The organism is Methanolobus tindarius DSM 2278 (genome assembly GCF_000504205.1).
GTDB classification, from domain to species: domain Archaea; phylum Halobacteriota; class Methanosarcinia; order Methanosarcinales; family Methanosarcinaceae; genus Methanolobus; species Methanolobus tindarius.
Genome location: NZ_AZAJ01000001.1, coordinates 2381127 through 2407282, shown reverse-complemented (window position 1 = coordinate 2407282; position 26156 = coordinate 2381127). Strand labels below are relative to the sequence as shown.

At 38.4% G+C, this 26156-nt stretch carries 15 protein-coding genes and 1 tRNA gene; 5 read left to right on the top strand and 11 right to left on the bottom strand.

Annotated features, from left to right (window positions below; all coding sequences use genetic code 11):
• Nucleotides 1-11: 11 nt before the first annotated feature.
• From METTI_RS15855 to METTI_RS11540, 7 genes are all read right to left on the bottom strand, one after another.
• Nucleotides 12-158 (bottom strand): hypothetical protein, encoded by a 147-nt coding sequence (locus METTI_RS15855; RefSeq protein ID WP_023846004.1) that lies wholly within the window; start codon nucleotides 156-158, stop codon nucleotides 12-14.
• A gap of 1 nt (nucleotide 159) precedes the next feature.
• Nucleotides 160-300 (bottom strand): hypothetical protein, encoded by a 141-nt coding sequence (locus tag METTI_RS15850; protein ID WP_023846003.1) that lies wholly within the window; start codon nucleotides 298-300, stop codon nucleotides 160-162.
• Between the two features lie 29 nt (nucleotides 301-329).
• Nucleotides 330-1214: a hypothetical protein gene (locus tag METTI_RS11560; protein WP_023846002.1), complete on the bottom strand. Its 885-nt coding sequence runs from the start codon at nucleotides 1212-1214 to the stop codon at nucleotides 330-332.
• A gap of 154 nt (nucleotides 1215-1368) precedes the next feature.
• On the bottom strand, nucleotides 1369-1839 hold the full coding sequence (locus tag METTI_RS11555; protein WP_023846001.1) for a phenylalanine--tRNA ligase subunit alpha: 471 nt from the start codon (nucleotides 1837-1839) through the stop codon (nucleotides 1369-1371).
• Nucleotides 1840-2136: 297 nt separating this feature from the next.
• Nucleotides 2137-3057: a hypothetical protein gene (locus tag METTI_RS11550; protein WP_023846000.1), complete on the bottom strand. Its 921-nt coding sequence runs from the start codon at nucleotides 3055-3057 to the stop codon at nucleotides 2137-2139.
• Nucleotides 3058-3242: 185 nt separating this feature from the next.
• On the bottom strand, nucleotides 3243-5846 hold the full coding sequence (locus METTI_RS11545) for a TOTE conflict system archaeo-eukaryotic primase domain-containing protein (protein ID WP_023845999.1): 2604 nt from the start codon (nucleotides 5844-5846) through the stop codon (nucleotides 3243-3245).
• Between the two features lie 474 nt (nucleotides 5847-6320).
• Entirely contained in the window at nucleotides 6321-7367 is a 1047-nt protein-coding gene (locus METTI_RS11540; protein WP_023845997.1) for a tyrosine-type recombinase/integrase, read from the bottom strand.
• An 82-nt stretch (nucleotides 7368-7449) separates the two neighbouring features.
• On the opposite strand from METTI_RS11540, the gene METTI_RS11535 reads away from it, so the two are divergent.
• Together METTI_RS11535 and METTI_RS11530 are read left to right on the top strand one after the other, a co-directional pair.
• Nucleotides 7450-7521 (top strand) — tRNA-Thr (locus tag METTI_RS11535).
• Between the two features lie 257 nt (nucleotides 7522-7778).
• The gene (locus METTI_RS11530) at nucleotides 7779-8609 is read left to right on the top strand and encodes a hypothetical protein (RefSeq protein ID WP_023845996.1); all 831 of its coding nucleotides are present in this window, start codon (nucleotides 7779-7781) and stop codon (nucleotides 8607-8609) included.
• 69 nt (nucleotides 8610-8678) lie between these two features.
• Here METTI_RS11530 and METTI_RS11525 read toward each other — a convergent pair whose 3' ends face one another.
• Both METTI_RS11525 and METTI_RS11520 read right to left on the bottom strand, forming a co-directional pair.
• Nucleotides 8679-9098 (bottom strand): potassium channel family protein, encoded by a 420-nt coding sequence (locus tag METTI_RS11525; RefSeq protein ID WP_023845995.1) that lies wholly within the window; start codon nucleotides 9096-9098, stop codon nucleotides 8679-8681.
• Nucleotides 9099-9208: 110 nt separating this feature from the next.
• Nucleotides 9209-11608 (bottom strand): PDC sensor domain-containing protein, encoded by a 2400-nt coding sequence (locus tag METTI_RS11520; protein WP_023845994.1) that lies wholly within the window; start codon nucleotides 11606-11608, stop codon nucleotides 9209-9211.
• A 426-nt stretch (nucleotides 11609-12034) separates the two neighbouring features.
• On the opposite strand from METTI_RS11520, the gene METTI_RS11515 reads away from it, so the two are divergent.
• Nucleotides 12035-13081 carry a hypothetical protein gene (locus tag METTI_RS11515; protein ID WP_023845993.1) on the top strand — a complete coding sequence of 349 codons (1047 nt, stop codon included), beginning with the start codon at nucleotides 12035-12037 and terminating at the stop codon, nucleotides 13079-13081.
• A complete protein-coding gene (locus METTI_RS11510; protein ID WP_023845992.1) occupies nucleotides 13081-13944 on the top strand; it encodes a mechanosensitive ion channel family protein in 864 nt (287 codons plus the stop codon). Before METTI_RS11515 ends, METTI_RS11510 begins: the two co-directional genes overlap by 1 nt.
• A 28-nt stretch (nucleotides 13945-13972) precedes the next feature.
• On the opposite strand, the gene METTI_RS11505 is transcribed toward METTI_RS11510, so the two are convergent.
• A complete protein-coding gene (locus tag METTI_RS11505) occupies nucleotides 13973-14383 on the bottom strand; it encodes a DUF6144 family protein (RefSeq protein ID WP_048135421.1) in 411 nt (136 codons plus the stop codon).
• Nucleotides 14384-15043: 660 nt separating this feature from the next.
• Here METTI_RS11505 and METTI_RS15260 point away from each other — a divergent pair.
• Nucleotides 15044-21277 carry a PAS domain S-box protein gene (locus METTI_RS15260; protein ID WP_023845990.1) on the top strand — a complete coding sequence of 2078 codons (6234 nt, stop codon included), beginning with the start codon at nucleotides 15044-15046 and terminating at the stop codon, nucleotides 21275-21277.
• Nucleotides 21278-21386: 109 nt separating this feature from the next.
• Here METTI_RS15260 and METTI_RS15255 read toward each other — a convergent pair whose 3' ends face one another.
• On the bottom strand, nucleotides 21387-25991 hold the full coding sequence (locus METTI_RS15255; protein WP_023845989.1) for a methyl-accepting chemotaxis protein: 4605 nt from the start codon (nucleotides 25989-25991) through the stop codon (nucleotides 21387-21389).
• Nucleotides 25992-26156: the final 165 nt, after the last annotated feature.

Sequence of the window (26156 nt, the reverse complement as noted above, 5' to 3'; positions counted from 1 at the left end):
CATCGAAAGAACTAAGCATCATCATCAAGTGGGATTAAAAATACCCACGGTGCGGTTTTTTCGATTACAGCAACCATTTCTTGCAACTCTTCCGGTGTTGCTTCCTCACCAAGATTTCCCGGTCCATACTTGGGCTTTGGGTTGCTGGATTTGGTCATATCAATCGTCGCTTATTGCGAGTAATTCTTTACGGTGCTCATCCAAAATCTTTTTTGCATTCTCCCATTCAGCATCTGTAAATCCACGTCCGGGATTTGCCGGTGTGTAAAAGGGTCTTGAGTCTTCTGGTTTTTCGGTCATGATGGGTTATATGACATTCATATCTCTTATTACCATCGTAATGAAGCTTGACCACCCGGAAGGCCCATACCCTCAATGACTATTCCTTGCTTTGTCATCTTGACAATGTGATACTTTCCACCTATGACCTCAGCCGGATTCAATGGACGGCGTGCATGACCCCTTCGGTGCTCTGGGTTTGATGGTGACATGATTTCTACACTTCCTTCCTTGTATAGTTGCAAGTGCTTCATACGGAAGGGAAACATGTCTTTCCAATGGTGAAAGAAAGGAGCATCCAGCAACATTCCTCTATACCTCATTGAAAGTTGTTCTCTTCGTTGCCTTCTCTCTGCATCTGCTTTCTGCTCTTCAGGTGATTTCTGAACAGGTGGTGCACGGGTTGGGACATTGGCTTTGTGAAGCCGGAGATGTTGGATTTGGGCCTGTAACTCATGAATACGCATGTCCTTGCTCTCAATCTCTTTCCTGAGTTCAGTGTCAGTCTTCGATTCAATGGTCTCAACTATCGTAGGAGCTTCCCGGACACCGGATTCAATCTCTTTCATACGCTGTTTGACTTCCTTTTCCACTTCGTCATTCACAGCTTCAGCGAACTTTTCATCATCATTGAGTATCGCAGAAACCATCGCAAGTATACGTTCTTGGCGTTTCTGACGCTTAATCTGCACAGAATATGGACCTTGCTGAGTTTCATTTTTACCTGACTTCGAAAGTGTTAAACGGTGCGGTATACTGCTTTTGTCAGCAGAAATGAAGCCACCATAACGGCGGAGATAATAGATTTCGCTACGCAGAGTCTTAATGCTGCTATGTTGGACATGGTTTGCAATATCCTGACTGGTGCATTCAGGATGGTTGAGTATATAGTTCAAAATAGCCCATTTTAATGTTCCATCTCTGAATGATTTCATTCTCTATACATCCCTGACAAAAGCTTTGGTTTTAACTCGATTCCAAATAATACTGATTATTACTTATTTGTTTCTAATTTAAGCCTATTTCCTGATTGGTATATAGATTTTAAGCTTATTACTTCCTTGGAATACCTCTTGCGTATCAGGATATTCAATAAAGTCGTGTCCAATGTCTTTGTTTTCTGAACTCAGCACCATTAACCCCATGTAATCTTCCACGTGCTGTGATTTGATAGGTGCTCACGCTCCGGGTTTTGTCGATTGTGATATACTTTCTTCGTATCAGATGACTCAACCACGCCCGGAAATCCGGCAACGTCCTTGGGTCTTGCAATGCTTCATGAAGCTCTCGTGCTGTCATTGGTCTGTCATGCTTCAACATGAAGGCTGTGAGGTCATCTACATAGAGTTTCGGTGGCAGGATTTCGCTGAAATCACCCTTTTCAAGGTATTCAATACCCTTGGGTGTCAGACGATATTTGTTGTTTTGCTTCTCAATCAGACTCATGTCTTTCAAGCTGCGAATATGTGAATATACCTTTTGTAAGCCGATTTCCTGTGCCAGTTCTTTGGGTTTCATCTCCTGATGCTGAAGCAGGCGCAATATTTTCAGTTTCGTCATAAAACCATGTTAAAAATATCTGTTTAAAAACATTTTTGCTAGTGCTAATACAACACGGCATCAATGGCTATCGAATCTTCAATTCAATCAAGTCAGTTACCAATCTTGGGTGTAGGGGTTTCGCAAATGGTGAAAATATCGTCTAAGATATCTGGTAACCGGAAGATTTGAGATAATGAAAACAGCATCAATAAAGATACATTGAGAAACCGGATACCGGTCCTGAATGATTGGTTATAGAAGAAAAAAGTGCATCCTTTGAAAGCATTAAAGATTAATAAAGTAATTTCAAGTTAATCACCCATATCCAATTCCATCATCTTCAATGATACGTATTCCTCTTATGTCCTCCCATTTTGTAATGCTTTTATAGCCTCCATCATCAAGTACAATGAATTTTTCATCAAAAATATCTTTTACTTTTCCTCCTATCTCCGTTTGATGTGTGGTGATTCTAATAGAGGGACAATTAGTTAACACCAGATTATTAATCTCATTTTGTACAGCAATAATATACACTTTTTTAAGAATGCTTAGCCAGTATCGTGAACTAATAATGAAAAAGAAAGATATTATTAATCTGACAATAACAGAACCAGTTAGATTATGAGAGTAAAAAATATCCGAATTTTTAACTAGTAAAACTATTAGAAGCAAATGGAATAAATTACTCACAAAGAAATAGAGCTTGATTCCGTCAAGTAGATTTAGAATATATCCAGACAAAGTACGTAACCTTTCAGTAGCACTTTTTGATTTTTGATAAAATTTTGCTACAAATATCAGGATAACTATAGAGCCTGATGCTGTGATGGCAAGTCCAAGTGAATTCAACATCAAAAAACCATATGAAACAAAATTCCAGAAATCACGATTCCAGAAATCAATGTATTCATCAAAATAATGAATTATGTAAATATAAGCACTTATGGAAACAATTATTGAAATTAATGTGAATGAACTAGAACCTTTCAGTTTAGATTTGTTTTTTATATCCCGAAATAGGACAAAATACTCATTATAATTTATGTTTTCTTTTAATTCTTTTAATACTAAATTTTTTGAATGATTTTTCGAATCCAATATTTGTAATGAGAAAACAGGTAAACGGTACTTTGTTATTATATATTTATATACAAAATTAAAACATACTAAGATAATAGCAGATATAACAGCAGATACAACTTCTAAATAAATATCATCTACAAGATTAGTCACAGAATTGCCCCAGAATTTTATAAGGTATATGGGTATTTATTTTTTTGGAGGCATAATGTCTAGGTAATATATCAGGCAGGTTTCCAATAAAACGTAGAGGATTGTAGCAAGATGATTGTCATTATATAGCGATTCCACCTCCCTCCTGAGAATTTCCAGTAATCTGCACGTTATTGAGTGGTGTTTCAGGTGAGTATGAGATTTCCAAAGTTCAGTTCCTCAAAATCATCAACAAATTCACCATCCACAAGAATTTTTGAGCCCTTTCCGAATGGCATTCGAATGCGTGCACCTTTGTTGCGAGGATTCCTTTTTGTTTTTTTCGGATAGAAGTCAATCTCTTTATCACCTCTTACCTTGAACCCGGCTTGCTTCAATAGGTTCTTAGCAAACTGGTTTGCAAGACTTGCCGGAACAGGTTCAAGCAGTATCCAGACACGTAGAGGGTCTGGTCTAATGGAGATATTGACATAGGGAACCAGCTTTTCGATGACGTAGGGGATTTCCATGCTGTCGAGATGAATCTTCAGGCGATGAATGTCCTGTTCATTGAAGGACTCAAACATGACGAAATTGACGGAGTTGTCAGGCTGGAGTGAGTTGAAGTGGAGTTCTATCTTTTCACTCAAGTGCTTGGAGACAAGCTCATCTGTAATCAATTCCGGTTTGGTGAAACTGCCGTCGCTGTTTCGTATAGACGTATCCACGTTTTGGTGTCCAAAGAATGAGTCGAATAGATTACTTTTAGAATTTATTTTGTATTGATAAGCCTGAAAAGTACCATATACATTAGATAATAATGGTAATTTTTTGGCATAAGAATACAAAGATTCTTTGCAAAGTATACTCTCAACGAGAGTTTCCTGCCAATCGTGAAGGTATTTGATGTTAGGTTGAGGTATCTCATCGCCGGAGATGGTTACATCGATATCTTTGCGGACGGTTTTGCCTCCAGATTGGGTAATATGAACATCCCTTCCGATTCCCCATTTGAACACATTATTGAGGTCATATTCCCGGCATCCGAGAGCAAAGACAATTGATGGCTCAAGTCCGGCTGGGTCCTTAACACGGGAAGCAGCTTGCATCACATCCGCATGCATTGATTCTTCTTTTAGAATTTGACTTTCATTAGCAGTGCCTCGCATTACATCAAAAGCATGGCCGGGTTTGTGGGCGAGACCGATGAGAATACAAACTCTTTTTGAAGATTCAACACCCATAACTTCCGAGGCTCTGTAATAAGTAATCTCGGGATTGTATTCAGTATCTTCGAAGAGGTTTTTTATCAACTTGGAATCTTCTTTATTAGCACAGATAATCAAACAGTCGTCGTCGCCATATATGTCCATGACATCTTGGCATCGTTGTTTGATTTCCTCCCGGCGGTTGTAGACTGAATATTCCCCTGTAGCTGAGAACGTGTATGTGTCTGCGAAGATGGTCAGTTTAGAATTCGTGTTGAGTGGGTCTCCATTTATCCCGAACAAGACTTCTCGAACAGTTTTTTCAGGATGTGATAGCTGGGAATAATCATAACTACAAAACGTTGCAGATGTGACTAGTATGCTGGTTTTATCTTGTATTGTTGTAATGAATTGCTGAAGCATTCTGATTTTATTTTTGTCCACAGCACAAAGGTCAGTGTGCTCCTCCCAGAACTCAAGACGCTTATCGCCTATCATCTTTATTTTTCTTTTTTGTTGACAATGGACAGAGAGATTTTCCTCAATTTCAAGGTTCAGCATGTCACATAAAGCGGTCAAATCTTCAACCGTGATATCGAATTTTTTGGTGTAATCAGCAAGCTGGATTATTTGGTTATAAATATTAAAATAAGCTTCTTGACATCTATTTTCGGTAAGTTCTCCTATAAAGAATCCATTTTTGCAGAAGTCTCCTGATATTAAATCATCTTCATTTTTTGGCTTAATTGCACAGTGAAATACAGTTCTTGAACGTGGATTTTTAATAGAGGCTGATTGATGTTTTTGAAATGTAGGTCTTTTATCATCTCTTAACATTTGCAATAATTCATCATCTATTTTTTTAATATCAGGCTCATTTATAAGTAAAGCATAATTCAAAATCAGCAGTCTTAAAATCTGAAAATCTGGATTATAATTCATATCATTTATTTTTTTAAATTTGCGATAGAGATTTTCAGCAAAGGCACGGTTATGCGTGTTTCTCTTTTCCAAACTTGATATTGTATCATACATCAACTCGTGAGCTTCATCCAATAAAATAAATTTGATTGCATTTTCTATTTTTGATAATATTTCTATAGAAGTTTTATTTCCATAGAGCTCAGAACTTATTTTCAGTGCAAGGAGTTTATCGTAGGTCATCGCTATGCCATCAAAACGTTCAACTCGCAGAATTTGTGTCACTGGGCATTCATTATAATATTTGCAATCCTTTCCACAGTCTGTGGGCAAGAATAAGTAAGGAAGTGCCTCTAAAGCCTTGTTATTTTCAATTTTGAGTTTGTTGCGGATGCATTCTTTATTTGAAGGGACATGTATTATTTGCACATTTTTTTTACTATGTTTAGCTACGTTTTTAATGATTGTTTCTTTTATAATTTTATTAGTTGGCTCCAACACTAAAAAAGGCTGATTCAGCATTAATAGTGCAACCAATAATGAAGTCGTAGCTCCCGCTCTGGTTGTTTTGCATATTTTAAGTAAATCACCAATGTTACATGAATTCACAAGCTTGTAAGCTATCTCAAGTCTAGAATCATGAATGGGAAAATGTTTATATCTGTCAAAATCAATTAGCATATAGTCAACTCGCTTGCAGCCGTTGTGGGCAAAGACGACGGCTACGCATCTTTTTAGGATTAATTATTATTTACTTTTTCTTCATTGTAAATGCTTTCAAAATAGTGAGCTAGGGCTTTATTTACTACATCAGAACGACTGTGATTGCCTTTTATGTCGTTTATTTTGTCATCTAGAACTATGTCAATAGTAAAAGTTCTGTTATGTCTTCTTATCATTTTATCACATGTTATAATCCTCGTATTCAAATAAATACATTTTGGCAAAAACGATATCAGTCGACATCATTGCTTGTTTAAGTTATATATAAAAGTATCCTTCTGTAGAAAACTTACATAGACTAATGTGAGATTGTTAGGTATACGGATTATCAAAAAATGAAAGAAGAAAAAAAGTACAGTTAAAAAACGGCATATCATTTCGCTAATTTTACATGATAATAAAACAAGTTTTGAATATGGTAAGAAAAGATGATTAAGTCAATAATTTCAACATCATCGATTTCAGTTTCTGCTCCACCAACACATCAATATCAGATACATCCAAATTCCCCATATACTCATTCATAAAGGAACTTTCACCTTGCTTCACACCATTTGCCTTAAGAACCGCATCATCCACGTCACGACCTGACAGGTGAACATACGTAGCTGGCATGTCAGAGCCAAGGGTCCATCCAAAATATTGGCACATCTGAAATTCTGTTAGATAATTCGCCATATGAGTGGCCCGGCTATGTCTGAATAGATGTGCATGAATTCGTTTATTTGTGCCTGCTCGTTTAGCAATTTTAATTAGTTGCATCCTGATGGCACCGTACTGAAGCATAACAACTTTACTACCAGAATTTAATTTAATCCACAGTGGAGCCTCCGGGTCATCTTTACCGGGATGCTCGGAAATCCATTCCTTGAGATACTGAACGGAGAATACTGCTCGCACCCTTCTAGGACCCGTTTTACCGTTGACATGAATGACAGCCCCCATATCATCAAAAAGAACATGCTTAATTAGCAATGTACCAATCTCTCCAATACGCCCTCCAATGTCCCACAGAAGAGCGATAAGAGCCTTATCACGACGATTTGATGATATATCTATGAGTTGAAGTACTTCTGGTTCATTCAGAACTGCTTCCGGCGATTTACACCGCTTAGTGTTGATTCTAGCTTTTATCCATTTGATGAGTTTAGGGTTTTCGTCATCGTAGTGCCATCTATAGAATTTCTTGATGGTGACCTTGTAATCGTGCTTTGTATGCTCACTATAATCCGATTGCTCAAGGGTTGCAACATATGACTGAAGACATTCAAGGTCAACTTTATCAAAATCGGTTTGAATGCTGATTGCTATGCATTTCAGCGTAGAAATATATTTGAGAATCCTATGCTCACCAATACCAGTAACCACACAAAAATGCACAAAACTTTGAATAAGGCTTTTATTCGTATCCGATATGTCAGATTGTTTCAATTTTTCTATACGCCTTGCAAGATTCAATCGATAAATTCCCATCTCCATTAATAACCATCCGTGAAAAGAGGGATTTGAACCTTGATGACGGAGGTCGATTTTGAGCGCTCATTCAATGCAAAACCCGCAAGCCTCTGTGGCTTAGCGGTATAGCGGCTGATTCGTAATCAGCAGGCCGAGGGTTCGAATCTCTCCAGGGGCTTACTTATTTTTTTGAGTTGGCAGTTCTTTTAATTTACGACTTAATATCGAAATACTAATGTATTAGATTAAAATCGATGGTATTTTCAAAGTAGTAAGTATCAAAATGGATTATGTTAGTTGATATTTTTATCGATAAATTATACCAAATAAGGTGAAAAATAGTATTATTCAGGAAATATTTATCATTAAATACAAAAATAACAAAATAGAAATAATATTAGAAACACGATTTATGTAAAAATAAGAGTGCTAAAGATGACTTCAATACCAATTAACGAAATATTTACATTTGTATTATCATTGCTTCTTCTTATAATTGGTAATTATTTTTTTCCAAAATGGACTAAAAAGAAAGATGAATCCAACAAAAGAAATCAGTGGATTGAAGCTTTAAGATTGAATAAAGAAATTGACTCTTGTTTATCTAAATACGAGAGTGGAAAATATCCACAGGGATCAGCGTCATTAATCTTTGCTATTTTTGTCGTCATTGCAAGTATGGTAGGAGCACGAACTTCTTTTATGTATTTATATAAGCAAGCTGATGGCAACTTAATGGAAGCTTTTATTGATCAAATCCTAGTGATAACTTTAATTTCCATGTTAATGTTAATGATTTCAACCTTCATTGTAAATTATATGTATAATAGGGATGAGGCTTACTTAATAAAGCATTCTAACTTGGTTGCAAATTTGTATAAAGACGTGTATTTTGTTATATTTGCGGGAATAATTACATCAATTGTGATCTTTATAAATAGTTTAAATACAAACATAGTTGATTTTTATACTGATATCCAGGAAATAATAATCCAATTTAGTATTACAATATTTGCTATGGTAGCTGTATTTTTAACTATACATCTAGTAAATATCACTCATTCCCGTGAATTTGGTAATTCCATTAATGAATCTTGTTTACAATCTTATCCTGTTGTTGAGATTATCACTAAAGAATGTTCAATTACAGGGAAAGTAAAATCTATTTTTGATGAGAACTTTATAATTATTGTTGAATCTAATATGTTAACTATAGTTGAGTGGAATCAAATACTAACTATCAAAATATGTGATATTTCATGTTAATTCTGGATTCTTTCAAATCTAAAGTTAGAAGTTTATCCCAGAAACAAAACTCTACCATTAGCACCCATCTTAATCATCCTTAATATTCTCCAGAATATCCTTTTCCATCTCCTCCAGAGTATCACCGGAATCCCACAGGAAATTAGGATTACGCTGGGACATTCTCTCTACCTGTTGTTTTCTGAAATGTTCGCCACTGGCATTAACAAAGCCTAGCAATATTCCAAGTCCTATGAAAACGTAGATAATGGTGAATATTTTACCAATATCAGTTGCTGGGGCTAAATCTCCGAAGCCTATTGTTGTCAGGGTTATCACAGAGAAATATAGGGAATCAAGCCAGGTCCATCCTTCTATTGAATGATAGGTTACAGTTCCCAGAGTCAGGGTAAATATAACAAGCGTGAAAATGCTTCGAAATTCAGGCTCCTTGAACATATTGAAGAGCGAACGAATGAATATAAAGAATGTCAGAACAAATGATAGCATGATTCTCTATTACCCATTCTTTTTTCCTGTCCAAATACTATTCGCTAATCCTGTAAATAACGAGAGAGAATAAATCTGAGAAAAAGTGCATTAAATCCTCATTCATTTATTCAGGCACCTGTAGAAATTGGCCTCAGGACACAGGCAACCCAATTCAAACCCGGATATTCACGGTATCCCTTTGTCCTGCATGCACCATAAATATACTTTTGGCCATTGGATTCAAAAAGACCGGAAACTTTCTCACCAGAATGCAGAAAAGAAACTTCATGAGGAAGAGAGAGAACAGAACCTACGGAAAAATCATTCTCTCCTGTTGTCTCAATAACTTCAAAGTCCTGATTAACGTACACAGCAACACTGCCGGGGATAACATCACCTTTGCGGTCTTTTGGAAGACACGTTTCCAATATGGTTTTCGCTTCAGTGTCCCAATCAAACAGTACGCCAAGCACACCAATTGATTTGCCTTCGCGTGCTCCATTTTCACGAACACCACCGGCATAAATCAGAGAACGTGGTTTATCCTTTTCAAGAGGAGAATCCATAACATCCTGAACAGCATACTGGCTTGAACGTGAAGTATTGCTACCCTCCTGAAACCAGATATGATCTGAAACATCAATTTCACTAAGCTCATCCATCAACTCTGTATTTGAACATGCTTTGATAGTACCACTTGAATCTGCTAAAACCAGATTCCTGTACATTGTATAACTGCCATTGATAACTTTAAGCCGGTCACTGGCTTTCATGAATTCTTCTTCTGAAGGATGTGAAAGAGCTTTCCAGAAATATTCATCAGTTGACCACCAGCGGATATCAGCCGACCTTTCAAAGAGGTTCCTGTCAACAAGATCAATTGCCTGTTTAGCAAAGTTTTCCAGCGTCTTTAAATTCAATTGGAGTTCAACGGTTGCCATCTCCTGTAGCAGTTCTTCCATTTTAGAGGTAATAAAATTGCTGGAATGGGTTATCTGACTGAAAATTGGCCCCAGCTGATCACCACGGTTTCCCATTTTAGAGGCGTATATAGTCCCGTTAAGTGATATTAATTGAATATCATCTTTATCATTCTGTATTTTTGCGTAAGTCTGTTTGTTAATATCAGGATTAATATTGGAATTCATTAACTCCTTTGCTTCAATATTGAACCCATCAGCCTGAATTGTGTCCGCAAAAATATGTGATTTTGGAAGAATTACATGGGAACTCCAGCCAAGCCCACGGTATTCCAGATAGCCATCTGTTCTGGAAGAGAAAATTGCGGAGTCAACTCCTTCAAAAGCCATATAGGTATTAACCTGCTCACCATCAGCAAGAGCACGATTATTTCTTGGAATATGCGCCTTTTTACCGATCTCAAGTATATCTTCATCCGTAGAAGCTATGATTTTTCCATCGCTGCTGGTAAACATAGAATAACAGCCATCCTGTATGAGCCCATCCTCAGTTAAAGGCATATATTCATCCAGAATAATTCCGGCTTCTCCCTGGAAATCAAAGAAGATTCCCATGGCACCAAGCACCTTTCCACGTTCATCACTATTCTCACGAACAGCAGTGGAATACACAAGAGAAAGCTGTTCTTCTACTTTTGATGGACAAATATCCTGGGCAACATATTCTGTTCCGTTCTGGGTGTTCAAAGCCCTGATAAACCAGTCTTCATCATTTACCCTGGTACCCAGAACTTCTGCTCTTCTATGGCTGTTTGAATTCGCAAGTATATATCCTTCTGAATCCGCAATTACCAGATCTCGATAAAGTGTATACGAATTTTTTATGTCCTCCAGCCGATAGCAAGCAAAGGATATCCTGGAATCAAGCTCCAACAGGTCCTGCAAAAAAGCTTCCAGTGATTTTCTGCTTTCTTCCCTTCCCTGAAATTTATGGCAAAATTGCTTAAATACACTTATAAAGCTCTTTAAAGCGTTATCTTTTAGTAATCCGGAAAAAGCTCTGAGCTTATCGGTGATTTGAGAAAGCATTTTTGATTCTGAAACTGAAATGGAAAAATCAGTTCTCTCTGCAATTTCCTGCCCGCCGGCTTGAGATTGAAACTGGACATTTTCCAGAATATGCAAAATGGGACCCGAGTCTTGCCTGATTTTTTCATAAAACTCAATACAATCACTAAAAGCAGTTTCAAGAGCCCACCACCTCACATCACAGGTCCGCTCAAGAAGATTCCTGTCCAGAGTGTTGATCTTATTGTAAGCAGTGGTATGAAGAATTGATTCATGTTGTTCTTCTTTGGCAATGTAATACTGGTCAAATAATTTCTTTGTTATTTGCAACAACTGGCGTGAAAAGTTTTCCACGCGTTTCATTAATTCGGTAATCTGATCCTGTTCTGTTGCATTTTCACTTATTGAAATAGCAATAGCTTCTCCGTAAAAACATACCGGAATAATAACATTGAGTTCATTAACGATCTCTTCATAAAATTCCCGATGTTCAAAACGTATCGAAGGATCAAAAACACTGAAGCTTTTTTCCTCTCCCATTCAAATTCCCCTGCATATCTGCATTAATTTCCTTTTTATTCTCTCTTTATCAATTGAAACTTAGCAGCACTTCTATATTTACCTGAGAATTTCGACATCAGTATTAGCAAAGTTTCTCATTGGATCAGATCTTTTGTTCACATATTCCTGAAAGTAACTAGGTAATTGTATTCCTGCATTAAATATACAAATTTAACTATAATTCCTAAATTATGTTGTGCTCATTGATACTTATCAAAATTTAGATTCAAATTAATTGTGAAGTTTGACTGATGTCTTTACTTATATACAAACATAAAAAAAGATGGAATGACCAATCATGAACTATTTATAATTTTACAGCTTACTTTCTCTGGGAGTTACAAACACTTCTCTGCAAGTGGTTATTGAACAAAATATTTAACATGTTTATTAATTTCAGAACATATGACAACGTCTTATAATACCTATTCAGGAGGTAAATTGCATTATGGTTTTGATAAAGCAGTTGAAACTATCAATAAAGCCATAAGCGATAATGTCCCTGAAAAAAAGCTTAATATTGCGATACTGTCCTTACCCTACGGAGGAAAATCCCAGCTTGTGGAAGATATAATTCAAACCTATCCTGGTCAGACAACGAGGACTACTTTTTCATCGGTTCCCAAAAACAAATCAGATATTCCACTTCCTGATAAAAAAGAAAGGATAATGATATTTGATAACTGTCATTACCTGTACACAAGAAAGATAGGCGGCTTTGATACAATAGAGGAATTCCTAAACAAAATGCTGTTACAGGACAACGGAATTTGTATCACCACATGGAACATACATTCATGGAACTATCTCGACCAGGTACTAAACATAAGCAAATATTTCTCTGTTAAGATCACAATTCCTTCACTTGAAAAAGAGGAAATGAAAGACTTTTTACTTCAGGATAATAGTGATATCGAATTTGTAGATGATACTCAGAAAGAAGAGAAAAACGTTATTGAAATAGCCAGAAAACCGGTACTTGAAAAGATAACAAAAAGCAAATTACATTTGTATAGTGTACACATCAATTATTCTTACCTGCTCTCTTTGCTACAGAGAAATAATGATGAAAGTCCGGAATCGGTAATACTCAGAGAAATAACAAAAATATCTTATGGCAATCCGGGACTTGCAAAGGAAATATGGACCAAATGGCTTGACAATAACCAGATAAAAGTGAGCAGCACCACAGATGCCCATATTGACATTGATCTTGACAATACCGGGCAGTTCATTCTGGCCCTGATAATCTCATACGGCCATATCACAAAAGATGAAATCGCAGACTCAATAAGCTGGGATTGCAGTGGAAATTCCACGGAAATAAACAAAGCTTTCTTCCAGTTGTCAGATATGGATCTCATTGTCAAAGATGATAACTATTACAGCATAAAGCCTGAGAAAATGTATTCTGCAATTAGTTATCTGGAAAAAATAAGGCAGGTGTGGTAATGGCAGAATCCAACATCGAATTATTAATTGAAAATTTTCAGGGAATTGACTTTACTTCCATATTACTTTCAGTTGCCATATTTTTCATTGCGTTTCTAATTACAAAGATAGTCGCATCCCTTCTCAGCTACATCTCTGAAAAAATATGGAGACACAGGCTTCATCTAAAAACAATAATCCCCATAATTAAAGTCTTCATTTACCTCTTCGCTATCTATTATATTCTTACAGCAGTCTTTGCATTCTCAGTAAGTCAGGTAATGATATTGATGGCACTTCTTGGTGCAGCAATAGGTTTAGCACTAAGGGATTATTTAGCGGATCTTGCAGCTGGTTTTGTCATAGTAATGGAAAAACCATATCAGGTAGGGGACAGAATTGAAATAGGAGAATATTATGGTGAGGTAACTGACATAGGTTTAAGATCCACCAGACTTGTAACTCCCTATGACAATACTGTCTCAGCTCCTAATAACCTGATATTTACAGAATGTGTGGCAAGTGGCAATGCAGGCAGTTCGGAAATGATGGCCGAACTTAACGTGTATATTAACAACAACTCTGATGCTGATCTGGCCATTAAGATATTAAGAGAAGCAGTTGTCACTTCCCGTTTTGTTTACATCTCATCTTCAAGACCTGTCATAATGCTCCTTAACGACCATCCGTTTTACAAAATCATCACAGCAAAAGCTTATGTAAATGACCTTCGGGATGAATTTGTTTACAGATCGGATGTAACAAGAAGAGCATGGAATGAGTTCCATAAAGCCGGGATTAAAGCTCCTGAGTTAAATATATTGGGATATGAAAATCGTGACTTAAAATTAAATAACCGGAGAGTCCATAGAGACAGTAATTGAGATGACAGCTATTGAACAGACAAACAACTCATACCATCACCCTGAAGCGACATTCTTCATCTCCGGCAAGTACGGTTTTCTCCATAACAATTTCAACATCCCTGTCAAGTCCAAGCCTGAACTTCTTTTTGAGATTTCCCATTGTACAATAGCAGAGTGTCTTAGAAGCACCTTCCGGATTTTCATTTACAAGCGGACAGTAGCATTTGTCAAAAACCACATACACATTTCCATTTTCAAATATTACGCGCCACTCTTTTGAGAGTTTTTGGAGAAACTCAGATTCATTCCCTGACGATTTTTTTATTTCCATCAGTTTTTCATCATTAAGGTGGGTGAAAGGACAGTCCGCTCCACATGCTTCCATTATTTTGATCTTTGTTGCTTCATCCAGTTTTTCGTCCAGAGTTACAAGTAAATTCTTAATCCAGCTATCCATTGAGATTCTCCGAAATTTCAATAATATCATGAAAACTAAATGTCAATTTTAATTCAATTTTAATTAAAGACTACATATTAAAAAGATTTATAATATCTGCCTGTATTTTTATAAATGGTGGTATAGATTGAATTCCAATACAAAGACAGCGTTAGTTATCTCATCATATCTACTGATGATGCTGGCTATTGCCCTGTTGGCGGGTTTTAGTTCACTTTGACATCTAAATAAGTCCTTGCAGACTTTTAGATGGAAATCCGTATGATTAACATGTGTTTCGGATTCTTTACATTTTCCGGAAACAATGCGGACACTAGCTATATTCCAATAAGACAGTGATAAAAAATACTTTTTTAATTAAAAATATGAACGGTACTGATAAGAAAATCAATATCCGGGCAATTAAATCAGTAAATTAATATAATTGAGAGTTCAAATGTAATAATGGATATGGAAAGTCCGGCAGGAAAATTTAACTCTGCGGATCGTTGAAATAGTGTAAGACGTGATCAGTTTATTAAGTGTGGGTTGGAATTCTGTAAAAAGAAGATATATTAGCAAAGCTGATGTCATTATTTGGAATCCTGAAACTGGTTTTACATGGTTATGAAAAACGAAATAGTTGGAAACATGAGCAATCGTAAACACTGGTAAATATACATGAAAACAGATTTGTCAGGATACAGGACATTATTTGAAAAAAACCATACCCCGATGCTGCTGGTAGATCCGGACAGTATGGACATAATTGATGCGAACAGTGCAGCCTGCCAATACTATGAGTCATCCGCTGAAGAGCTGAGCCGGATGAAAATATTTGAAATAGTTTCTCATTCCGGGGAGAAATGCAGTCATTTTATCAACAAAGCACTCAACGGACAGCAGGACCAGTTCATCTGTACTTGCCGAATCCCATTTAAAGAAAAACATGATGTTGAAATTTCTACAATACCAATAAAAATAGAAAACAAATACATTCTCTGCTTCAGTATTACTGATATAACAAGAACAAAAGAAGCAGAAAAAGAGCTTCATATAACAGAAAAAAGGCTAAAAAGCCTTGTAGAAATCCTGCAATCAAAACATGAATCCATCCATGAAGCACTGGACTTTGCACTTGAAGAAGCTATAAAATTAACAGAAAGTGAAATCGGTTACATTTTCTATTATAGTGAAAAAGAGAAGCTATTCACTGTAAACTCATGGTCTGAGAAGGCAATAGATGGTTGTGACGTTGAAGAGATAAAAACTGTTTACAAGCTGGAAGATACAGGAATCTGGGGGGAGCCGGTAAGACAACGCAAACCTATTATTGTAAATGACTTCCACAAACCTAATCCCCTTATTAAAGGATATCCGCAAGGTCATGTCAGAGTTAATAAATTTATGAGTGTACCCATTTTCAGGAATGGAAAAATCGTTGCTGTAATAGGAGTTGCCAACAAAAAATCCGATTATACAGAAAATAACATTCTCCAGCTTACTCTTCTCATGGATTCTGTTTGGAAGGTCATAGGACAGATAGGTGCAGAAGAAGCCCTGAGAGAGAGTGAAAAGAAGTACCGTGGTCTTTTTGAGAATAACATCAGTGGTGTAGTCATTACTAAAGCAATTACAGATGAAACAGGTCATCCTGTTGATTTTGTTTTTCTTGAAGTAAATGAAATCTTTGAAAAAGATACCGGGCTTAACGCCGAAAAAATAATAGGAAAACGTGTAAGTGATGTCTTTTCTAATATTGACAAAGGAGAAAACAGCACTTATGGCCTGCACGTGAAAGTCGCACTTACCGGACTTGCCGACAGTACAGAAACGTATTCTACGGATTTAAAAAAATACTTCAATGTAAATGCATACAGTATCGAAAAAAATGTTGTTGTAGGAGTATTTCAGGACATCACAGAACGTAAAGAAATGCAGCAAGAACTTGCAGAAAGCAAGGAAAAGTACCAGATGCTCTCAGACCTGACCTACGAGGGTATTGCTATTCATGAGAATGGGATTGTTCTTGAGGCAAATGAGGCTATACATCGCCTGACAGGATATACAAATGAAGAACTTATAGGCAGGAATCTTCTGGAATTACTTGCTCATCCTGATGATATTGACAAAATAAAACAGCAGATGAAAAAGAATTCTACTAAGCCTTATGAGGTTCGCACTATCAGAAAAGATGGAACTGTAATCATAACTGAAATTGAATCCCATACTATTACATACAAAGGAAAGAAGGTCAGGGTAGCTGCGGCAAGAGACATAACCGAACGTAAGACTGCTGAGAACAAGCTGTTTGAGAGTGAGGAAAAACTAAGGTTGTTCATAGAACATGCACCTGCTGCATTGGTCATGTTAGATCGCGATATGCGACATATAGCTGTTAGTCGCCGATGGGCTGACTTGGTAGGTCTTAGCACTGAGGAAATTATTGGGACACATCATTACGACCTGTTACCTCATCTACCGGAATACTATAAGGAAGCACATCGTTGTGCATTAAAGGGAGAGAACATTCGCAGAGATGATGATCGCGTAGAGATGCCTGATGGATCAATCCATTGGAGTTCTTGGGAAGTGAGACCATGGAAAACAGCTGATGGCACAATAGGTGGCATAATTATCTTTTCAGAAGACGTTACCGATAGAAAAGAAACTGAAATCGCACTCAGGGAAAATGAAGCTATTCTCAGTGAAGTCAGCAAAATAGGGAAAATCGGTGGATGGGAACTGGATGTTGAATCAAATAAAGTCAAATGGACAAAAGAAATTGAGGTAATCCATGGAAAAGAAGATGCTTCCGACCCTGCAGAAAGCCTGAAACTTTTCCTGCCTGAATCCAGAAATATACTGGAAAAAGCGCTTAATGATGCTATTGAAAATGCTGAACCATATGATCTTGATCTGGAAATGATTTCTGGAAAAGGCGAATACAAATGGGTAAGAGCAATTGGAAAACCTGTAATAGAAGGTAACAGGGTTGTAAAATTAACAGGCACATTGCAGGATATAACCACACTTAAAGAAGCCGAATTAAAACTGCTTGAAAGCGAAGAAAAGTTGAAACTTTTCATTGAGCATGCTCCTGCTTCCCTGGCAATGTTTGACAGGGATATGAGATATATATCTGTTAGCCGCCGTTGGAGGAATGACTTTTCTCTTAATGACCGGGAGGTTATCGGAATATCACACTACGAAATATTCCCTGAAATCAAAGAGGAACTGAAAAAGATCCATCAGCGAGTCATAGAAGGAGAAATCATTAGTGATGAGGGTAGTCGTTTCAAACGTACAGACGGAACGATACAGTGGTTACGGTGGGAAGCAAGGCCATGGAAAACAACTAATGGCAGCATTGGTGGCATTGTAATATTCTCAGAAGATATCACAGAGAGGAAAGAAATAGAGCAGGAACTAAGAGAAAGTGAAGAACGGTTCAAAGCCCTTCACAACGCATCCTTTGGTGGAATTACCATTCACGACAAAGGTGTGATACTTGATTGTAACCTGGGTCTTTCAGATATGACAGGCTATTCACATGATGAACTCATAGGAATGAATGGACTACTTTTGATAGCCGAAAGCCACAGGGATATAGTCATGTCCAATATACTTTCAGGCTACGAAAAACCATATGAATCAATGGGACTTCGAAAAAATGGAACTGAGTATCCCCTCAGGCTTGAAGCAAGGAATATACCCTACAAAGGTAAACAGGTAAGAGTTGTTGAATTCAGGGACATAACGGAACAGAAACTGGCTGAAAAAGCTTTACTTGAGAAAACAAAGGAACTTGAAGTATATTTCACATCCAGTCTTGACCTCCTTTGCATTGTTAACACAAAAGGACAATTCATCCGTCTGAATCCTGAATGGGAAAATGTACTTGGATACCCTATCAGCGAGCTGGAAGGTCGTTACTTCATAGATTTTGTACATCCTGATGACAAAGAGACTACCATTGGAGTCCTTACTGATCAGGCCAATCAGGGAACAAAGGTTCAAAGCTTTGAGAACCGTTACCTTGCCAGGGATGGAACTTACCGCTGGATAGAATGGCGCTCTGCCCCGATAGGAGAACTAATCTACGCAGTAGCAAGGGATATTACAAAGCGGAAGAAAGCAGAAGAAAAACTGCAAGAGAGTGAAGAAAAGCTTAGACTGTTCATTGAACACGCACCTGCAGCCCTGACAATGCTTGACTGTGATATGCGGCACATAGCCGTGAGCCAGAGATGGCTTGAAGATTTTTCCCTTGACATGGACATTATAGGTAAACATCACTATGAAGTAATGCCTTATATCAAGGAAAAATGGAAAGAAGCACATCAAAAAGCGCTGAACGGAGAAGTGGTACGCAGTAATGAGGACTTTTATATCAGAGATGATGGTCGTATGCGTTGGCTTCGCTGGGAGCTCAGGCCATGGAAAGCAGCCGACGGCTCGATTGGTGGCATTATAATCTTTGCAGAAGACATCACTGAACGTAAGGAATACGAAGAAAAGCTTCGGGAAAGAGAATCACTTCTTACCAGAATGGGAAATATTGCAAAGATAGGCGGATGGGAGCTTGATTTGCTTACCAACAAACCCAGCTGGACACCTGAAGTTGCAAAGATACACGAACTGGACGTAGATTCAGTAGCAAGTACTGACATGGGATTGTCTTATTATCCTGAAAAATCAAGGGAGATACTTGAGAAATCATTTAATAAACTCATCGAGGAAAGTGAACCTTATGAACTCGAACTTGAATTTATAACAGCTAAAGGAAACCACAAATGGGTCAGAACAAGTGGTTTTCCGAAAATCGTAGATGGGAAGGTTGTGAAAGTAACCGGAATATTGCAGGACATTACAGAACGTAAGAGTGCAGAGAAAAAACTGCTGGAATATGCCGAGGAACTGGAAAATAAGAATATAGAACTTGACAAAGCCCTGGTAAAGGCGGAAGAAGCCACCAGAGCTAAAAGTGCTTTCCTGGCTAATATGTCCCATGAAATACGCACACCAATGAATGGCGTCATAGGAATGACAAACCTTCTGCTCACTACAAAACTGAATGAAGAGCAGAGACACTATATTGATACTGTAAAGAAAAGCGGGGAATCCCTTCTTGAACTTATCAATGATATTCTTGATATCTCTAAAATAGAAGCCGGAAAACTGGAAATCGATGTAATCGATACTAACCTTCAGGAAATGCTGGAAGATGTAGCATCAATTCTGTCTGTAAAAGCAAATAGCAAAGGACTCGAATTTATATGTATAGCTGACCCTGATGTGCCGGTAAATATCAAAGCAGACCCTGCAAGACTGAAGCAGATACTGATAAATCTCGGTGGAAATGCAATAAAATTCACACATGAAGGTGAAGTTGTCATCAGGGTCAGCCTGGAATCAGAAAGTGAAGATGCAGAAACACTACGTTTTTCTGTCAGGGATACAGGTATTGGAATTCCTGATGAGAAAAAGGACCTCCTTTTCCAGAAATTCAGCCAGGTAGATGCTTCAACAACACGTTATTACGGAGGCACAGGACTTGGCCTTGCGATTTCCAGGGAACTTGTGGAACTGATGAACGGTGAAATAGGTTTTGAAAGTAAGGAAGGTAAAGGTTCGGAGTTCTGGTTCAAACTAAATGTTGAGAAATCTCCTGCAGCTGAAATACAAGACAGATACTATCCGGGAATTGAAGATATTAGTGTCCTGGTAGTTGATGACAATAAGACTAACCGTGAAGTCCTGGTAAAGCTGCTTGATTCCTGGAATATGAAAGTAGATGAAGCAGAGAATGGGCCTTCAGCAATTGAGAAGCTTTTTAAAGCACATGAAAAAGGAGAAGATTTCCATATAGCTATACTGGATATGCAAATGCCGGGTATGGATGGAGTTCTGCTTGGACGTATTATTAAATCAGACAAGGATTTGAATGGGACATCATTAATAATGTTAAGCTCTGCAGGACAAATGCCTGATAACTGGGAGCAAAATAAAAGTAATTTTGCAGCCTGTCTTTCAAAACCCGTTAAATCTTCAGTTCTGTTTACAAAATTGTCTTCGCTGTTATCTGAAGACAATAAAGGAGAAAAAGACAACATTGTTAAAAACGGGGAGAATAGTGAAAAATCCAGTATTGATAGCAGCAAAGCAAGGATACTGCTTGTGGAAGACAATGTGATTAACCAGCATGTTGCCCAGAGTATGCTCCGCAAACTTGGCATTACAGCAGATGTTGCAAATAACGGGCTGGAAGCCATCGAAGCCCTGGAAACAATACCTTATGACCTTGTTTTTATGGACATACAAATGCCTGAAATGGATGGACTGGAAGCGAGTAAGCACATCCGTAATAAGCATTCCTCGGTCATCAACCATGATGTTCCTATCATTGCCATGACAGCACATGCAATGAAAGGAGATGACGAAAAATGCATAGAAGCAGGCATGAATGATTATATGTCAAAACCTATTAATCTGGAATTGCTTGCAGCAAAGATAGACAAGTGGCTGGATAATGAACCGGAAAAGGATGATGTAAACAATTCCCCGGATGAGCAAAAAGAAGAACCAAAGATATTTGACTACGATCTCTTTATGGAAAATATCATGGATGATATGGTCATTGCCAGGGGAATCATTGATATCTTTAATAGAAATGCTCCTCGCCAGCTTGATGAACTGAAGAAAGCTATTAGTGAAAAGGAAATTGAAAGTATTGTCAATAGTGCACATTCACTAAAAGGAGCCTCGGCAAGTGTTGGAGGAATGGCACTTAGTGACATATCTTCCAGAATAGAGATGCAGGCAGGCTCCGGTGAGATGGATATGATCGCGAAAATGCTGCCGGAACTGGAAAAGAGTTATGAGCTCCTTATGCAGGAATTAGAAAAAATATAAACCTGTACAAGCTATTTTAAATTCAGCTTTAAAAAAAGAATCTACAAACAACAACTCAAGCTGAGCTGTCGTTTGTGTTTATTTCTGTTGTTTGTATTCTTACACGGGATTAGACAAATGCATTTTCCGGGAATGAGGCAAACATGTCATTTGCTTCCGGAGAATCATCAAAATCTAAATCCTCTGTTATTGTTGTCTTCGTTGAAGCAGTAGTACATGACGCATCTATACGGAACTTGGAAACTACAGACTGCATGTTGGAAGCAACATTTGCAAGACCTTCTGCGGCTTTAGCAAGCTCATGCATGGAAGCCGTCTGTTCCTGAACTGAAGCGGAAGCTTCCTGTGCTCCTGCTGCAGACTCTTCTGAAATGGCAGATACTTCTTCAACAGAACTTGTAACCTCCTCTATGGAAGCAGACTGTTCTTCTGCAGCCGCTGCAATTTCCTGAACCATTCTCACAATGGTGTTTCCGGCTTCAACAACATCACCGATTGCAGCCACAGACTCATCCAGAGACTCTGCTCCTGTATCGACTTCCTCTGCACCCTTTTTCATGGATGAAACTGCTTCATGGGTTCCGGTCTGCATCTGGCCGATGAGTTCTGCAATTTGCTTGGCAGCATTACCTGAGTCTTCAGCAAGCTTTCTAACTTCATCAGCCACAACAGCAAATCCTTTTCCGTGTTCTCCTGCCCTTGCAGCCTCAATGGCAGCATTCAAAGCAAGCAGATTTGTCTGGTCTGCAATGTTAGTGATGAGGTTGACAATTTCCCCAATCTGTTTGGACTTTTCATCAAGTTCATTGATTACATTTGAAGAATCACCAACAGCGGATTTTATGCCTGTCATCTTTAACTTGAGATCCTCAGACATCTTACCCAGGTTTTGTATCAGGTTGTTAGACTGTACAGCACTTTCTGCAGCACTGCTTGAATTGCAAGCAACTTCCTGAACAGTGCGGCTCATGTCAGCCATCGCCTGAGAAACCTCTTCAGCCTTACCGGACTGAACCTGTGTTCCCTTTGATATCTCAGTCACTGTTGTTGTTAATTGTTCTGCAGTAGCTGTTAACTGTTCGCTGGATGAGGACATCTGCTGTGCTGTAGCAGAAATATTTTCTGCATTTGAAGCCACAAGTGAAACAACTTCATTCAGGGATACTCTGCAATTCTCCACACCATCGGTCAACTGTACAAAGTCACCGACTCCCCTTACTTTTACTTTTCTTGTAAGGTCGTTGGAGGCCATTGATTCCAGAACATCACATGAGTCTCTTATAATAGACTGCAAGGAATCACCAAATCCATCAAGTGTATCACTTAACTGTTTGAAATCTCCCTTTGCATCAATTGATACCCTGGTACCAAGATCACCATCTGCATAAGCATTGATAACCCTTGCAGTTTCATTGACAGGGCCAACAACCGCATCAAGACAATTATTGACACCTTCAACAATCCTGCGATAATCACCCTGATGCATGGATGCATCGGCACGGGTACTAAGTTCACCATTGACTCCTGCTTCTGCAAGCATATTGGCATCCATTACAAGAGCATTGATGGCGTCGATACACTGGTTAAGATTGTTCTTGATAGTGTTGAAATCACCATTATAGTTGTCAGTAATCCTATCAGGGATTGCACCGCTGGATATGAAATCAACATAATCGGCAGCAACATTGAGAGGACCAATAACAGCATCAAGAGTGCGGTTTACACCTTCAACAATAGCACGATAATCACCCTGATGCATGGAAGCATCAGCACGGGTTTCAAGTTTACCCTGAACAGCAGCCTCTGCAAGCATATTGGCATCGGAAATCAGCGCGTTGATAGCATCGATACACTGGTTAAGATTGTTCTTGATGGCGTTAAAATCACCATTGTAATCATCAGTGATCTTCTCAGGAATATCTCCCTTGGATATACGGTCAATGTATTCGGCAGAAACATTAAGAGGACCGATGACAGCATCAAGAGTTTCATTAACACCTTCTATTATCTTTCTGAAATCACCGTGATGCCTTGAAGCATCGGCACGGGTATCAAGCTTTCCTTCAATGGCAGCTTCTGACAGCATATTAGCATCAGCAATCAAAGCCTTGAGATTGCCTCTTACTTCTTCAACCGTGTCGTTTATGAAAGCCTTCTTACCAGGGAATTGTTCAAGCGGAGCTTCAAAGTTTCCTTCTCCGAACTCTTTTACACATGCCATTGCTTTTTTCTTCACAGAAATGTGGCCTGCGACCATATCATTGACACCTTTTGCCATGCTGGCATAAACTCCCTGGAACCTGTCAACTGGCATTTCAACATCAATATCTCCGGCATCGTGCTCACTACTCATACGAGACATTTCAGCTACGAACATATTGAGTTCATTAATCAGTTGGTTCAGGTTGTCCTTGATCTCACTGAAGTCACCATTGTAATCATCGGTAATCTGCTCAGGAATATTTCCGTGTGCTATACTGTCAACATATTCAGCAGCAACATTAAGTGGGCCGATGACAGCATCAAGAGTGTCATTGACACCTTCAACGATTGCACGATAATCGCCACCATGTCTTGAAGCATCGGCACGGGTATCAAGTCTTCCTTCTACCGCTGCTTTTGAAAGCATGTTAGCATCGGAAACAAGGGCATTGACTGCATCAATACATTGGTTTAGATTGTCCTTGATCTCATTGAAATCTCCATAGTATTCATCGGTGATCTTTTCAGGAATATCTCCCTTGGAGATGCGGTCGATGTATTCGGCTGAAACGTTGAGCGGACCAATTACAGCATCAAGAGTGTCATTAACACCCTGAACTATTGCAAGGTAATCACCCTGGTGTTTGCTGGCATCAGCACGGGCATCAAGCTGACCTCTGACAGCAGCAGCAGAAAGCATATTAGCATCTGAAACAAGAGCATTGATAGAGTCGATACACATATTCAGATTGTCTTTTATTTCGTTGAAATCACCGCGATATTCATCTGTAATCTTTTCAGGAATTTCTCCTTTGGAAATGCGGTCGATGTATTCAGCTGAAACGTTAAGAGGACCGATGACAGCATCGAGAGTGTCATTGACACCATCAATAATACGTTTGAAATCCCCATTATGCTTTGATGCATCGGCACGGATGTCGAGCTGACCTTCAACAGCAGCAGCAGAAAGCATATTAGCATCTGAAATGAGTTCATTTACAGAATCTATACACATATTCAGATTATCTTTTATTTCGTTGAAATCACCGCGATATTCGTCTGTGATCTTTTCAGGAATATCTCCTTTGGAAATGCGGTCGATGTATTCAGCTGAAACGTTAAGAGGACCGATGACAGCATCAAGGGTGTCGTTTACACCATCGATTATAGCCTTGAAATCCCCCTGGTGCCTTGAAGCATCGGCGCGGGTGTCAAGCTGGCCTTCAACAGCGGCGGCAGAAAGCATATTGGCATCATCAACCAGTGCATGTACTGAATCAATACACTGATTGAGATTGTTCTTTATTTCATTGAAATCGCCTTTGTATTCATCAGTAATAGGTGCAGGAATATCACCTTTGGATATCCTGTCAATATATTCAGCAGCAAGATTAAGAGGACCGATAACAGCATCCAGAACCATGTTGAAACCTTTTGGAATATCAATAAAGTCAACACCTACATTGGTTTTTGCCCTTTTGTCAAGCTTACCGTCAAGGGTGTCCTGTGTCAATTTCTTAAAGTCGTCTACTATGTCATTGATGGACTTTGATATAAGTCTTGAAATGAAAAGTGACATTATAATACCAATCAGAATCGCCAGGACTACCATACTTATTACTGTGGTAACAGCACTGTTCATTTCACTTTCCATCTTTTCTTTCTGGTCAGCACGGGCCTGGGTTGTTATTGTTTCAACGGCAGCCGCACTCTGTACCATACTTGTCCTTGCTACTTCCTGTTCCTGGGCATAGGAAACATAGGCATTGAAATCAGTTTTATATTCAGCTGCTGCTGCGGCTATTGCCTGGGCAGCTTCTTTGTCAGCAGTGTTCTGGAAACGTGAATCAAGAGTATTTGCTGTGACAATAATCTCGTCCATTATATTGTTGACATTTGTCACATATTGATCTTCAAGGTGAACCATGAAACGTAATCTTTCACCACGTGATTCAAGGTTTAACTGGATAATCTCATTGATGTATTCTATATTTTCAAATTCTTCCGTGAGAACTGCAGCTCCGGCGTTCTGTTCCAGTGCCTGGACATAATCCGCATCCTGACTTTCCATCAGGTTAACTGCCATTTCGTCAAGAAGCAGACCCTGCTGAACTAAAACATTTTCAGCTTCTGTCTTCTGGTTTTCAAGAGCTACATAATTGTTGAATGCGGCATCATATGCAAGAGCAGCTGTCTGCACATCGTCCATTTGCTGATCATTAACGGGGTCAGCAAATATCTCTTTTGAAGCTTCAGTCTGTGCTACAATTTCCTCAACATGTGCATCTACTTCTACAACATAGGCCGGATCCTGTGTCAGTTGATAACTTTCCTGAGAGATGCGGGCATCTTTCATGAATTTGACAAGCCGGTTCATGTCGTCCGCCTTGACAACCCTGTCGTCTACATTCATCATTCCATTATAACCACTGTATCCCACAATAGCGGTTAATAATAGTAACACTACAAAACTTCCTATAAGAAGATTATTTATTTTTATATTCTCAAACATGTTGCCTCACCAAATACCAACAGATGATTTTGATTTGTACCGCATTCTAATGTTAACTCAGTAAATATTTAATGTACATAAGTTCAACTGTTAACCAGCCAGCATATGTATAGAACTAAAAATATATAAATGTTGCAGTGTGAAAATAAAACTATATAACTCACA